The following is a 13806-nucleotide window of genomic DNA, read 5'->3' on the forward strand; positions in this document are numbered from 1 at the left end:
GGGTCCCCAGCCATGGATCTTGAGACGTTCCGCAAGCTCGCGGTCGACCGCCGCGTCATCCCCGTCAGCCGCAAACTGCTGGCCGACGGGGACACCCCCGTGGGGCTCTACCGCAAGCTGGCCGCGGAACGCCCCGGCACGTTCCTTCTGGAGTCCGCCGAGAACGGCCGCTCCTGGTCCCGCTACTCCTTCATCGGCGTGCGCAGCGACTCCACCCTGACCGTCCGGGACGGCCAGGCGCACTGGATCGGCACCCCGCCCGTGGGCGTCCCCACGGACGGCGACCCGCTGGAGGCCCTGCGCGCCACCGTGGAGGCCCTGCACACGCCCCGCGACATCGCCGGCGGGATGCCGCCCTTCACCGGCGGCATGGTCGGCTACCTGGGATACGACATCGTGCGCCGCCTGGAGCGCATCGGCGAGCACACCGCCGACGACCTCCAGCTGCCCGAGCTGACCATGCTCCTCACCTCGGACCTGGCCGTACTGGACCACTGGGACGGCACGGTCCAGCTCATCGCCAACGCCATCAACCACAACGACCTCGACACCGGTGTGGACGAGGCGTACGCGGACGCGGTGGGCCGCCTCGACGCCATGGAGGCGGACCTCGCGCGGTCCGCCCCGTACGTGCCCACCCCGCTGCCCGCCTCCGAGCTGCCGGAGTTCTCGGCCCTGTGGGGCGGCGAGAAGTACCAGGCCGCCGTCGAGGACGTGAAGGAGCGGATCCGGGCGGGCGAGGCCTTCCAGGTGGTGCCCTCGCAGCGGTTCGAGACGCCCTGCGAGGCGTCCGCGCTGGACGTCTACCGGGTGCTGCGGGCCACCAACCCGTCCCCGTACATGTACCTGTTCCGCTTCGAGAACGGCTTCGACGTGGTCGGGTCCAGCCCCGAGGCGCTGGTGAAGGTCGAGGACGGGCGGGCCCTGGTGCACCCCATCGCCGGCACCCGGCACCGCGGCGCGACCCCGCAGCGGGACCAGGAGCTCGCCGAGGAACTGCTGGCCGACCCCAAGGAGCGCGCCGAGCACCTGATGCTCGTCGACCTGGGCCGCAACGACCTGGGCCGGGTGTGCGAGCCGGGTTCCGTCGAGGTCGTCGAGTTCATGAAGATCGAGCGGTACTCGCACGTCATGCACATCGTCTCGACCGTGACGGGCCGGGTCGCCCAGGGCAAGAGCGCTTTCGACGTGCTCACCGCCTGCTTCCCGGCCGGCACCCTCTCGGGGGCGCCCAAGCCGCGCGCCATGCAGATCATCGAGGAGCTGGAGCCCACCCGCCGCGGCCTGTACGGCGGCTGCGTCGGCTACCTCGACTTCGCCGGGGACTCCGACACGGCCATCGCCATCCGTACGGCGCTGCTGCGCGACGGGACGGCGTACGTGCAGGCCGGCGCGGGGGTCGTCGCGGATTCGGTGCCCGAGCTGGAGGACCTGGAGTGCCGCAACAAGGCCGCCGCGGTGCTGCGCGCGGTCGGAGCGGCGAACCGCCTCCACCGCGCCTGAGGGCGTAGGGGATAGTGGGGTACGTGAGTGCCGTACCCCCGCCCCGAGACGATGCCGAAGCCCCTGGGACCGAAGAGGTCCCGACGGGGCCCGCGACCGGCAGCGGCGGCCGCCGCAGTGTGGCCGCCGCCCTGCTGCTCGGCGCGCTCGGCGCCACCGTCGTCCTGCTCGCCTCCGGCCGGACCTGGGCGCAGGGCAGCGCCGCGATCGGCGGCGGCTCGCTGCCGCTGAGCGCCGACGGGCGGGCCGTCACCGGTCTTCCGGCGGCTCTGGCCATCGTGGGGCTGGCCGCCCTGGTCGCCGTCTTCGCCGTGCGCGGCAGGAGCCGGCTGCTGGTGTCGGGGCTGCTCGCGCTGAGCGGCCTGGGCGCCGCGCTGGCCGCCGTGTCGGCCGCCGACGACCACCGGGCCCTCGACGAGCAGGCCGCCAGGACGACGGCCGACACCGCCGCGCAGGTGGTCGGCCTCACCCATACGGCGTGGCCGTTCATCACGGCCGGGGGAGCGGCCCTGATCCTGGTCGCCGGCCTGCTGGCCCTGCGCTTCGGCCGGAGCTGGCCCGCGATGGGGGGCCGCTACGAACGCGACGGGAGTACCCGTACGCGTACTCCCGCGGCGGTGGACCCGGACCGGCCCGAGGACCTGTGGAAGGCTCTGGACCGGGGTGAGGACCCCACCCGCTGACGGACCCCCGTGAGCAGCCGTCCCGTCCTGTGCGGGACAATGGGCATCGAGCGTTCGACACAGCACGTGACGTGCGACAGAGCAACGAGGAGCAACTCATGGCGGGCACGAGCCACGGACACACCCCGGCCGCCTGGACCGGTGTCATCATCGCCTTCATCGGTTTCTGCGTTTCGGGCGCCTTCATGGTGCTCGCGAACCCGCTGGGGTTCTGGGCCGGCCTCGTCGTCGTCGCGCTCGGCGGTGTCGTGGGACTGGCGATGAAGGCCGTCGGCATGGGCGCCCCGAAGGTCGCCCACAAGGACCTCGCCGAGGTCATCGCCGCGTCCAAGGTCCCCGCGAACGTCTGACGGGCGAGGACCGAGCGGAGCTGAAGGCGCGGCCCTGTCGGGGCTGCGCCTTTTGTCATGACCGGAGAGAATCAGCGCGTGGACGCCTCCCGTACCCTTCCTCCCGCCCCGGCCGCCGCACACGGCGTGCCCGCTCCGGTACGGGCCTCGCGCGCCCGGCGGCTGGCCCCTGCGGCCCTCACCCTGGCCGGGACCGTCGCCGCCTTCGGGTACGTGGGCGCCGTCGACCCGAACGAGCCCGGGCACTACCCCGTCTGCCCGCTGCTGCGGCTGACGGGGATCCTCTGCCCCGGCTGCGGCGGGCTGCGCAGTGCCCACGCCTTCGCGCAGGGCGACCTGCTCACGGCCCTCGGGGCCAATGCCGTGGCCGTCGTCGGTTACTTCCTCTTCGCGGCCTTCACGGCCCTGTGGCTGGTCAACGCCTGGCGCGGCCGCCCCGCCCCGCGGATCACCCTGAAAAAGGGGTATTGGTGGGGTTTGGGGTCTCTGGTCCTGATTTTCGCGATTCTTCGCAATCTTCCCTTCGGCTCGGCCCTGGCCCCCTGAGAGCCGGGCGACAGCCGGAGGAAGCCCGTATTCCGACTGTCCAGTCAATGGGAAACGGCGAAGTCCGTGCGGAGGCCGCGGCGACCTGCGGATACCATTTGAGTGCTGACCTTGCAGTGGTACGTGTCTGCAAGGCGGCCGACCGTCATCGACCCGGAAGGGGGCCGCTCGCGTGAGTGTGCTCGACGAGATCATCGAAGGGGTCCGCGAAGACCTTGCCGAACGGCAGGCCCGCGTGAGCCTCGACGAGCTCAAGGAGCGTGCCGCCAAGGCGCCCCAGGCCAAGGACGGTGTCGCCGCCCTGCGTGGTGACAGCGTCAAGGTGATCTGCGAGGTCAAGCGCTCCAGCCCGTCCAAGGGCGCGCTGGCCGCGATCGCCGATCCGGCCGGGCTCGCCGCCGACTACGAGGCGGGCGGTGCGGCGGTCATCTCCGTCCTCACCGAACAGCGCCGTTTCGGCGGCTCGCTGGCCGACCTGGAGGCCGTCCGTGCCCGCGTGGACATCCCGATCCTGCGCAAGGACTTCATCGTCACGGCGTACCAGCTGTGGGAGGCCCGCGCCTACGGCGCCGACCTCGCGCTGCTGATCGTCGCGGCCCTGGAACAGGAGGCCCTCGTCTCCCTCATCGAGCGGGCCCAGACCATCGGGCTGACCCCGCTCGTCGAGGTCCACGACGAGGAGGAGGTCGAGCGCGCCGTCGCCGCCGGCGCCAAGATCATCGGCGTCAACGCGCGCAACCTCAAGGACCTCAAGGTCGACCGCTCCACCTTCGAGCGCGTCGTCCAGGAGATCCCCGACCACATCGTGAAGGTCGCCGAGTCCGGTATCCGCGGGCCGCACGACCTGATCGCCTACGCCAACGAGGGCGCCGACGCCGTCCTCGTCGGGGAGTCCCTGGTCACCGGACGCGACCCGAAGGCGGCCGTGGCCGACCTCGTCGCCGCCGGCGCCCACCCCGCCCTGCGCCACGGGCGGAGCTGACCACTCCCATGCCGCCCTTCCGCCCCCGCGTCCGCACCCGGCCCGGCTACGGCCCGGCCGCCGTGCCGACGGCGTACGCGCCCCTGGCGCGCGGCTGCCGCCCCCGCGGCTGCCGCGCCCCGGCCCGGCGCGTGCACGGACGGCGGGTGCGGTACGTGATCGGCTCCGAGCCCGGTCAGGTCAACGGCATGCGATGGCGCGGCGCCCCGGCGCCGTAACGAGGGCCTTCCCCGCCCGGTACCGCTGAGGTACCCGCCGGGTGGTCCCGTACGGCCCGCCGCCCCGAGCCGCCGGCTCCGGGCGCGGGCCGCTCCGTCCGTACGCACCCCCACCCCCCAGCGGGGTGCGCGTGCCACGGGCCGGCGGCGCAATACGGTGCAGTCATCCCGTCGCACCCCGTAGGAGTAGTGGCCATGTCCACCAGCTCGTTCTTCATCCCGGACCCGGAGGGTCACGTCCCCAACGCCGAGGGCTACTTCGGCGACTTCGGCGGCAAGTTCATCCCGGAGGCGCTCGTCGCCGCCGTGGACGAGGTCGCCGTCGAGTACGAGAAGGCCAAGGGCGACCCGGCCTTCGCCGCCGAGCTCAATGAGCTCATGGTCAACTACACGGGCCGGCCCAGCGCCCTCACCGAGGTGCCCCGGTTCGCCGAGCACGCGGGCGGCGCGCGGATCTTCCTCAAGCGCGAGGACCTCAACCACACCGGCTCGCACAAGATCAACAACGTGCTGGGCCAGGCGCTGCTCACCAAGCGCATGGGCAAGACCCGCGTCATCGCCGAGACCGGAGCCGGCCAGCACGGCGTGGCCACCGCCACCGCCTGCGCCCTCTTCGGCCTCGACTGCACCATCTACATGGGCGAGATCGACACCCAGCGCCAGGCGCTGAACGTGGCCCGGATGCGGATGCTGGGCGCCGAGGTCATCGCGGTGAAGTCCGGCTCCCGGACCCTCAAGGACGCCATCAACGAGGCCTTCCGCGACTGGGTCGCCAACGTCGACCGCACCCACTACCTCTTCGGCACGGTCGCCGGCCCGCACCCCTTCCCGGCCATGGTCCGCGACTTCCACCGGGTCATCGGCGTCGAGGCCCGCCGCCAGATCCTGGAGCGCGCCGGACGCCTGCCCGACGCGGCACTGGCCTGCGTCGGCGGCGGTTCCAACGCCATCGGCCTCTTCCACGCCTTCATCCCGGACGCCGGCGTCCGCCTCGTCGGCTTCGAGCCCGCCGGACACGGCGTCGAGACCGGCGAACACGCGGCCACGCTGACCGCGGGCGAGCCGGGCATCCTGCACGGCTCCCGCTCCTACGTCCTCCAGGACGAGGAGGGCCAGATCACCGAGCCGTACTCGATCTCGGCCGGCCTGGACTACCCGGGCATCGGCCCCGAGCACTCCTACCTCAAGGACTCCGGCCGCGGTGAGTACCGCGCGGTCACCGACGACGCCGCGATGCAGGCCCTGCGCCTGCTCTCCCGTACGGAGGGCATCATCCCGGCGATCGAGTCCGCGCACGCCCTCGCGGGGGCGCTGGACCTCGGCAGGGAGCTGGGCAAGGACGCCCTGCTCCTGGTCAACCTGTCCGGTCGGGGCGACAAGGACATGGACACCGCCGCGCGGTACTTCGGGCTGTACGACACCGACGGGGAAGTCGCCGAGAACGAGTTCTCCGAGGGGGACGACAAGTGAGTGCCAACGGAAACAACGCGGGCGGAAACGGCGCCGACGCAAACAGCGCGGGCGGGAACATCGACCTGCTGAGCGCCACCCTCGCGAAGGCGAAGTCCGAGGACCGCGCCGCTCTCGTCGCCTACCTCCCGGCCGGCTTCCCGACCGTCGACGGCGGGATCGAGGCCGTCAAGGCCGTCTTCGCCGGCGGCGCGGACATCGTCGAGATCGGGCTGCCGCACAGCGACCCGGTGCTGGACGGCCCGGTCATCCAGACCGCCGACGACATCGCCCTGCGCGGCGGCGTCAAGATCGCCGACGTGATGCGCACCGTGCGCGAGGCGCACGAGGCCACCGGGGTCCCGATCCTGGTCATGACGTACTGGAACCCCATCGACCGCTACGGCGTCGAGCGGTTCACGGCCGAGCTGGCGGCGGCCGGCGGCGCGGGCTGCATCCTGCCCGACCTGCCGGTCCAGGAGTCCGCGCTGTGGCGCGAGCACGCGGAGAAGCACGGTCTGGCGACCGTCTTCGTCGTGGCGCCCAGCAGCCAGGACACCCGCCTGGCCACCATCACGGCGGCCGGCTCCGGCTTCGTCTACGCCGCCTCCCTGATGGGGGTCACCGGCACCCGCGAATCGGTCGGCAACCAGGCCCAGGACCTGGTCCGCCGCACCCGCGCCACCACCGAGCTCCCGGTCTGCGTGGGCCTGGGCGTCTCCAACGCCGTGCAGGCGAAGGAGGTCGCGGGCTTCGCCGACGGGGTGATCGTCGGCTCGGCCTTCGTGAAGGTGCTGCTGGACGCGCCGGACCTGGCGACGGGGCTGGCCGGCGTGCGGGCCCTGGCGGGCGAGCTTGCGGAAGGCGTACGCAGGTCCTGACGCCGGGCGGGCCCCGACGGGGGTTCTGTAGCCCGATCGGGTGGAAGTGGGAGCGGGGAGGCACGCGAGTGCCTCCCCGCTTCGTTTGGCGGAACGTGAGCGAGAAGAACGACGGTGCGAACCGCGATGCGACGAAACGATCGGCCCGCGAGCGACTCCAGGTGGAGCGCGAGCGGCAGAAGACCCGGGACAAGCGCCGCCGGACCCTGATCGTGTCGGCGGCGGTGGTCGGCGTACTAGGCCTGGCGGCCGTCGTCGGCCTGATCGCGGCCAACACCGGGAAGTCCGGCGACTCCGCGAAGGGTCCGGTGGTCGCGCCCTCCGGGGCCGTGGGCAAGGACGCGCTCGCCATCCAGACCGGCAAGGACGCCGCCCCGTCCACGCTGACCGTCTGGGAGGACTTCCGCTGCCCGGCCTGCAAGGCCTTCGAGGACAACTACCGGGCCACCGTCCACGAACTGGAGGCCAAGGGGCTCCTCAAGGCCGAATACCACCTGGTCACCCTGATCGACGGGAACATGGGCGGCACCGGCTCCCTCAAGGGGGCCAACGCGGCCGCCTGCGCGCAGGACGCCGGGAAGTTCCCCGCGTACCACGACGTGCTCTTCGAGAACCAGCCGCAGGAGACCGACGACGCCTACGGCAACAACGCCAAGCTGCTGGAGCTGGCCGGCAAGGTGGAGGGGCTGGACACCCCCGAGTTCCGCGCCTGCGTGGAGGACGGCAAGCACAACGCCTGGGTGGGCAAGTCCCAGGAGGCCTTCCGCGCCGGGAAGTTCCGCGGAACCCCGACCGTGCAGCTGGACGGCAAGGACATCTTCGCCGACCAGGCGAACCCGCTGACCCCGCAGAAGCTCAAGGAGAAGGTGGAGGCCGCGGCCAAGGGGACCGGGGGCGCCGCCACGACGCCGAAGGGCTCCGCGACGGACGCCGGGAAGGCCTCGCCGTCCGCCTCGGCCTCCGCTTCGGCTTCCCCGGCGAAGTCCTCGGTGAAGTCTTCGGCGAAGTCCTCCTCGACGACGGGGGCCAAGGCCGGTTCCGCTTCCGTCTCCAAGGGGGCGGGAGAGGACTGAGCTGCCCGTGGGGAAGGTGTGACGCCCCCGTATCGATTCAGCCGAGCTTGCCGGGCGGGTTGCGGTCTCCACCGCCCGGCAGGGTAGCGTCGGTCCTGCCATGAACCTTGCCTATATCCCCAGCCCGTCGACCGGCGTGATCAATCTTGGACCGATCCCGCTGCGCGGCTACGCGTTCTGCATCATCATCGGCGTCTTCGTCGCTGTCTGGCTCGGCAACAAGCGGTGGATCGCGCGCGGCGGAAAGCCGGGCACGGTCGCGGACATCGCCGTCTGGGCGGTGCCTTTCGGCCTTGTCGGCGGTCGCCTCTACCACGTGATCACCGACTACCAGCTCTACTTCGGCGAGGGCCGCAACTGGGTCGACGCCTTCAAGATCTGGGAAGGCGGCCTGGGCATCTGGGGCGCGATCGCGCTGGGCGCGGTGGGTGCCTGGATCGGCTGTCGGCTGCGCGGGATCCCGCTGCCGGCCTGGGCCGACGCCCTGGCTCCCGGCATCGCCATCGCCCAGGCCTTCGGCCGCTGGGGCAACTGGTTCAACCAGGAGCTGTACGGCCGCCCCACCGATCTGCCGTGGGCCCTGAAGATCAGCGAGGGCCCGAACCGGGTCGCCGGGACGTACCACCCGACCTTCCTGTACGAGTCGCTGTGGTGCCTCGGCGTCGCCGCGCTGGTGATCTGGGCCGACCGCCGCTTCAAGCTCGGACACGGCCGGGCCTTCGCCGTGTACGTGGCCGCGTACTGCGCGGGCCGTGTCTGGACCGAGTACCTGCGGGTCGACGAGGCCCACCACATCATGGGCATGCGGCTCAACGTGTGGACCGCGATCCTGTGCTTCGTGCTCGCGGTGGTCTACTTCGTCGTCTCGACGAAGCTGCGGCCGGGCCGTGAGGAAGTGGTGGAGCCGGACCGCGGCCCCGCCGCGGCCGACGGCGCCGGGGCGAAGGGGAAGTCCGACGTGGAGGCCAAGGCCGCGACCACGTCCGAGCTCGGGACCAAGGCCGTGACAGGGTCCGGGACCAAGGCCGAGACCGGGTCCGGCACCAAGTCCGCGACCGGGTCCGAGACCAAGGCCGGGTCCGGGTCCGAGTCCGCGACCGGCGGCACGGGCGAGGACGCCGCCGGGGCCGGGGGGAAGACCAAGGCCGAGGCCGGGGTCAAGACCGAGCCCGCTGCCGAGGGCGCGCCGCAGGACGCCGCGAAGGCGGACGCCGAGGCGGCTCCCGAGGCCAAGAAGCTCTGACCAGCTCCGGGCCCCAGGTCCGTGATCTGCCGAGAAGGGTGTCGCGCTCAGCGCGGCACCCTTCCGCGTTCCCGAGGACACCCCGAGATCCGAAAGGGACGGCCCCAGGCCGAAAGGAACGGCCTAGCCGTTGCCGCGGCGGGACAGGGTCAGGGTGCGGTGGGCCGCCGCCACCACCGCCGGGTCCACGAAGCGGCCGTCGGGCAGGGCCAGCGCGCCCGGGGTGGCCCGCGCGGCGGTGACGATCTCCTCGGCGGCGGTGACCTCCTCCGGGCCGGGGAGGTAGGCCCGTTCGATCACCGGTAGCTGCCGCGGATGGATCGCGGCGCGGCCCAGGAACCCGAGGGCCCGGCCGCGCGCGCAGGAGACGGCCAGCGCCTCCAGGTTCCGGATGTCGGGGAACACCGACTGCGAGGGCGGGGCCAGCCCGGCGGCCCGGGCCGCGACCACCACCCGGGAGCGCGGCCAGTCCAGGCCCGCCTCCGCACTGACGCCCAGGTCGGCCCGGAGATCGGCCTCCCCGAGGGACAGCCCGCGCAGGACGGGGTGGGCGCGCGCGATCTCGTACGCCCGTTCCACGCCCAGGGCCGACTCCAGCAGGGCGTACAGGGCCACCCCGCCCGTGCGGTCCGCCACGGCGCTGATCTGCTCCGGGGCGGAGATCTTGGGCAGCCGCAGCCCCGACAGGCCCCGGAGCCCGGTGAGGGCGTTGAGGTCGGCGCCGGCCCAGGGGGAGTCCAGGGCGTTGACCCGGACCTGCACGGGCACCGGCGGCCGGTCGGCCAGCAGTTCGGCGGTCGCCGCCCGGGCGTACTCCTTGCGGGATGCCGAGACCCCGTCCTCCAGGTCCACGATGACGGAGTCCGCCCCCGAGTGCAGGGCCTTCCAGACCACCTCGGGCCGGTCGCCGGGTGCGTACAGCCAGGTGAGGATCACAGGGCCCCGTCCTTCCTGAGCACGGTGATCTCGGCCTCGGTCAGGCCGAGTTCGGCGAGGACGGCTTCGGTGTCCGCGCCGTGCGGGCGGCCCGCCCAGCGGATGCCGCCCGGGGTCTCGGACAGCCGGAAGAGCACGTTCTGCATGCGGAGCGGGCCGAGCTCGGGGTCCTCGACCTCGGTGAGCGTGCCGAGGGCCGCGTACTGCGGATCGGCCATGACGTCCCGTACGTCGTAGACCTGGGCGACCGCCGCCTGGGCGTCCTCGAACGCGGCGACCACCTCCTCCGCCTTGTGCCGGGCGATCCAGCCGCCGACCGCCTCGTCGAGCACGTGCGTGTGGGCGGCCCGGCCGGAGCCGGTCGCGAACCAGGGTTCCGCGATCAGTTCGGGCCGGCCGACCAGGCGCATCAGGCGCTCCGCGATGGACTGGGCCGAGGCGGACACCGCCAGCCAGCGGCCGTCCGCGCTGCGGTAGGTGTTGCGGGGCGCGTTGTTGGCGGAGCGGTTGCCGCTGCGCGGCTGTACGTAGCCGAGCTGGTCGTACCAGAGCGGGTGCGGGCCCAGCACGGTCAGGATCGGTTCGATGATGGCCAGGTCCACCACCTGCCCCCGGCCGGTGCGGTCCCGGCCGGCCAGCGCGGCCATCACGGCGTACGCGGTGGTCAGCGCCGCGATGGAGTCCGCGAGCCCGAACGGCGGCAGGGTCGGCGGCCCCTCCGGCTCCCCGGTGATCGCCGCGAAGCCGCTCATCGCCTCCGCGAGGGTGCCGAAGCCGGGGCGGTGGGCGTACGGGCCCTGCTGGCCGAAGGCCGTCACGCGGGCCAGCACCAGCCGCGGGTTGGCGGCGGACAGCTCGGCCCAGCCGAGGCCCCACTTCTCCAGGGTTCCGGGGCGGAAGTTCTCGATGACCACGTCGGCGGTGGCGGCCAGCCGCAGCAGGGTCTCCCGGCCGCCGGGGGTGGACAGGTCGAGGGTCATCGTCCGCTTGTTCCGGCCGAGCAGCTTCCACCAGAGGCCGATGCCGTCCTTGGCGGGGCCGTGGCCGCGGGAGGGGTCCGGGCGGTCCGGGTGCTCGACCTTGACGACCTCGGCACCGAAGTCCCCGAGCAGGGTGGCCGCGAGGGGCCCCGCGAAGAGGGTGGCGAGGTCGAGGACGCGGAGCCCCCGCAGGGGGCCGGGGTGCGGGGCGGGGTGCGGGCCGGGGTGCGGGGCGGAAGGCGGGGCGGTCTGGGCCAGGGGTGCGGGTCGGGTCATGACGCCCTCCCGTCGGCGGGCGCGTTGCCGTTGCCGTTGCCGTTGCCGTTGCCGTTCGCGTTCCCGGCCCCGGCCGCTGCTGCGAAGGCGTCCGTCTCGGCCCGGGCCGGCATCGAGTCCTGGGCGCCCGGCCGCTGGACGGACAGCGCGGCGGCGGCCGAAGCCCAGCGCAGCGCCTGGCCCATCGGGCGGTCCTCCCCGAGGGCCACGGCCAGCGCCCCGACGAAGGTGTCCCCGGCGGCGGTGGTGTCCACGGCCCGGACCCGGGGCGCCGGCAGCGTCAGCGGCTCCCGGCCGCGCGCGGCGTACAGCACCCCGGCCGCACCGAGGGTGATCACCACCTCGGGGACGTCCTGGAGCAGCGCTTCGGCCGCCTGGTACGGATCGGTGAGACCGGTGAGGGTGGCCGCCTCGTGCTCGTTGGGGACCAGGAGGTCGGTGACGGCGAGGAGTTCGGAGGGCAGCGGCTGGGCCGGGGCCGGGGTGAGGATCGTACGGACGCCGTGGGCGCGGGCGGCGCGGGCCCCGGCGAGCACGGCTTCCATGGGCAGTTCGAGCTGGAGGAGCAGGGAGCCGGCGGAGCCGATGCGGGATTCGTCGCCCGCCTCCAGGCCGGTGACGAGGGCGTTGGCGCCCGGGATGACGATGATGCTGTTCGCGCCCTCGTCGTCGACGGTGATGTGGGCGGTGCCGCTGGCCCCCTCGACGGTGCGCAGGGCGGCCGTCTCGACCCCGGCGGCGGCGAGCGCGGAGCGCAGCCGTACGCCGAACTCGTCCGCCCCGACCGCACCGATCATCACCACCTCGCCGCCGCAACGGGCGGCGGCCACCGCCTGGTTGGCGCCCTTGCCGCCGGGAGCGGTGCGGAACGCGCGGCCGGTGACGGTCTCCCCGAGCCGGGGGGCCTTGGGTACGTAGGCGACGAGGTCCATGTTGGTACTGCCGAGCACGGCGATGGCCGTCATGAGCGGGCTGCCTCCTGAGCGGTGAGGTGGGCGAGGGTGTCGAAGCCGATGCCGTCGAAGCCGGGCACGGTGGTGGCGAGGCGGTTCTTGAGCGGGGCGGTCCAGCGGTCCGGGAGGTTCGCGGGGGCCCCTGCGAGGAGTCCGGCGAGGGAGCCCGCGGTGGCGCCGTTGGAGTCGGTGTCCCAGCCGCCGGACACGGCGCGGCACACCGAGTGGGTGAAATCGCCGTCGGCGTGCGTCAGGGCGGCCGCGATCAGGGCCGTGTTGGGGACGGCGTGGACCCAGTGGTAGTGGCCGTACCGGGCGTGGAGGCGGTCCACGACGTGGTCGAAGTCGGCGTGGCGGCCGGCGGTGTCGATCCCGAAGCGGACGGCCTCGGCGAGGCGTGAGCGGGGCGGTACGACGGCCAGACCGGACCGGAGCGCGGTGTGCACGTCGGCCCGGCCGGTGGCGGCCTCGGCGATGGCGGCGGCGACGAAGAGGGCCGCGTAGACCCCGTTGCCGGTGTGGGTGAGGACCGCGTCCCGGTGGGCCTGGGCCGCGGCGGCGGCCGGATCGCCGGGGTTGGTCCAGCCGTGGACGTCGGCGCGGATGAGGGCGCCGATCCACTCCCGGAAGGGGTTGTGGTGGGTGGCGGTGGCCGGGGGCTCCAGGCCCTGGAGGAGGTTGCGGTAGGCGACCCGCTCGGCGGTGAAGGTGCGGCCGGCGGGGAGTTCGTCGAGCCAGAGCCGGGCCACGTCGGCGGTGGTGAAGCCCTTGCCGTGGCGCTGGAGCAGGATCAGGTTCAGGAGGGGGTAGTTGAGGTCGTCGTCCTCGGGCATGCCGTCGATGTTCTCGGCGAGGGAGGTGGGGGCGGAGCGGCGGTTCCAGGGGTGTGCGGCCAGGAGCTCCGCCGGGACGCCGCGGGCGGTGAACCAGTCGGCCAGCGGCCAGTTGCCGGTGGCCCGGGCGAGGGCCCGGATCCCGGCCAGGGGCAGCTTCTCCACGGGCTTCCCGAGCAGGCACCCGACGGCCCGGCCGAGCCAGGCGGCTTCCAGCCGGGACGCCTCCGGCGGGGTGCGCGGGGCGGGGCGCTCCTGCGGGGACGGGGGCGCCGGCCGGGTCCGCACCCTGTGGGTGGGCCGGGGGTCGGGGCGAGCCCCGGCTGCGACGGCGGGCGTCGTTGGCGGCGGCGGTGCGGTGGCTGCGCCGGGCGCGGGTGTGGCGGTGAGCCCGGGCGGGGGTTCGGTGCGGGCATCGGTGGTTGGGCCGGGCCGGGGGGCGGTGGCTGCGCCGGGCGGGGGTGTGGCGGTGGGCCCGGGCGGGGGTTCGGAGCCGGCATCGGTGGCTGCGCCGGGCCGGGGTGTGGCGGCGGGCGGCGGCGGGGCGGGCGGCAGGCACCGGGGCGGGGCCGGCGTGGGCGACACGGCCGCCTCGTCGGCCCGGGGCGGCTCCGCCCAGGTGGCGGTGATGGCGGGCCAGGGGGTGGGTTCGGCCGGGGCCGAGGGGCAGGGCAGGGCCGCGAGTTCGGTCAGGAGGCGGGCGGCCAGGGCGCGGAGCTCCGGCGCGGGCGGGGCGGGGGAGGCGCCGGCGCTGGGCGGGGCCGGCCGGCCGCCCGCCGCGAGCCAGGTGCGCAGCAGCGGCCCCGCCTCCCGGCCGTCCTGCGCCGCCTGGCGGAACTCGTGCCCGACCAGGTCCTCCGGCTGGACCCACGTCAGCCGCACGGCGCACTCCGCGGGCCC

At 74.0% G+C, this 13806-nt stretch carries 14 protein-coding genes; 10 read left to right on the top strand and 4 right to left on the bottom strand.

The window, feature by feature from the left end; genetic code table 11:
* Positions 1-12 precede the first annotated feature (12 nt).
* The 10 genes from ACZ4TG_RS24000 to lgt all read left to right on the top strand — a co-directional run bounded on the left by ACZ4TG_RS24000 (position 13) and on the right by lgt (position 8928).
* Positions 13-1503 (top strand): anthranilate synthase component I, encoded by a 1491-nt coding sequence (locus tag ACZ4TG_RS24000; RefSeq protein WP_468166062.1) that lies wholly within the window; start codon positions 13-15, stop codon positions 1501-1503.
* A gap of 14 nt (positions 1504-1517) precedes the next feature.
* The gene (locus ACZ4TG_RS24005; protein ID WP_468166064.1) at positions 1518-2186 is read left to right on the top strand and encodes a TIGR02234 family membrane protein; all 669 of its coding nucleotides are present in this window, start codon (positions 1518-1520) and stop codon (positions 2184-2186) included.
* A gap of 98 nt (positions 2187-2284) precedes the next feature.
* Positions 2285-2536: an HGxxPAAW family protein gene (locus ACZ4TG_RS24010; protein WP_468166066.1), complete on the top strand. Its 252-nt coding sequence runs from the start codon at positions 2285-2287 to the stop codon at positions 2534-2536.
* Between the two features lie 57 nt (positions 2537-2593).
* Positions 2594-3082, top strand: a complete 489-nt coding sequence (locus ACZ4TG_RS24015; RefSeq protein WP_468166068.1) for a DUF2752 domain-containing protein — start codon at positions 2594-2596, stop codon at positions 3080-3082.
* Between the two features lie 172 nt (positions 3083-3254).
* Entirely contained in the window at positions 3255-4064 is an 810-nt protein-coding gene (gene trpC / locus ACZ4TG_RS24020) for an indole-3-glycerol phosphate synthase TrpC (RefSeq protein ID WP_468166070.1), read from the top strand.
* 8 nt (positions 4065-4072) lie between these two features.
* Positions 4073-4282, top strand: a complete 210-nt coding sequence (gene trpM, locus ACZ4TG_RS24025; protein ID WP_468166072.1) for a tryptophan biosynthesis modulator TrpM — start codon at positions 4073-4075, stop codon at positions 4280-4282.
* 195 nt (positions 4283-4477) lie between these two features.
* Positions 4478-5752: a tryptophan synthase subunit beta gene (gene trpB / locus ACZ4TG_RS24030; protein ID WP_468166074.1), complete on the top strand. Its 1275-nt coding sequence runs from the start codon at positions 4478-4480 to the stop codon at positions 5750-5752.
* Entirely contained in the window at positions 5749-6612 is an 864-nt protein-coding gene (gene trpA, locus ACZ4TG_RS24035; protein ID WP_468166076.1) for a tryptophan synthase subunit alpha, read from the top strand. Before trpB ends, trpA begins: the two co-directional genes overlap by 4 nt.
* Positions 6613-6707: 95 nt before the next feature.
* Positions 6708-7685 carry a DsbA family protein gene (locus ACZ4TG_RS24040; RefSeq protein WP_468166078.1) on the top strand — a complete coding sequence of 326 codons (978 nt, stop codon included), beginning with the start codon at positions 6708-6710 and terminating at the stop codon, positions 7683-7685.
* Between the two features lie 100 nt (positions 7686-7785).
* Positions 7786-8928 (top strand): prolipoprotein diacylglyceryl transferase, encoded by a 1143-nt coding sequence (gene lgt / locus ACZ4TG_RS24045; RefSeq protein WP_468166080.1) that lies wholly within the window; start codon positions 7786-7788, stop codon positions 8926-8928.
* A gap of 123 nt (positions 8929-9051) precedes the next feature.
* Here the strand turns inward: lgt and ACZ4TG_RS24050 are convergent, their stop codons facing one another.
* Genes ACZ4TG_RS24050 through ACZ4TG_RS24065 form a run of 4 tightly spaced genes read right to left on the bottom strand, consistent with a single transcriptional unit; the run spans position 9052 to position 13788 of the window.
* Positions 9052-9864 carry an HpcH/HpaI aldolase/citrate lyase family protein gene (locus tag ACZ4TG_RS24050; RefSeq protein WP_468166082.1) on the bottom strand — a complete coding sequence of 271 codons (813 nt, stop codon included), beginning with the start codon at positions 9862-9864 and terminating at the stop codon, positions 9052-9054.
* Positions 9861-11120 (bottom strand): CaiB/BaiF CoA transferase family protein, encoded by a 1260-nt coding sequence (locus ACZ4TG_RS24055; protein WP_468166085.1) that lies wholly within the window; start codon positions 11118-11120, stop codon positions 9861-9863. Before ACZ4TG_RS24055 ends, ACZ4TG_RS24050 begins: the two co-directional genes overlap by 4 nt.
* Positions 11117-12085 carry a ribokinase gene (gene rbsK, locus ACZ4TG_RS24060; RefSeq protein WP_468166087.1) on the bottom strand — a complete coding sequence of 323 codons (969 nt, stop codon included), beginning with the start codon at positions 12083-12085 and terminating at the stop codon, positions 11117-11119. The genes ACZ4TG_RS24055 and rbsK overlap by 4 nt, the downstream gene beginning before the upstream one ends.
* Entirely contained in the window at positions 12082-13788 is a 1707-nt protein-coding gene (locus ACZ4TG_RS24065) for an ADP-ribosylglycohydrolase family protein (RefSeq protein WP_468166089.1), read from the bottom strand. The genes rbsK and ACZ4TG_RS24065 overlap by 4 nt, the downstream gene beginning before the upstream one ends.
* Positions 13789-13806 lie beyond the last annotated feature (18 nt).

The organism is Streptomyces sp. NPDC028314 (genome assembly GCF_055565795.1).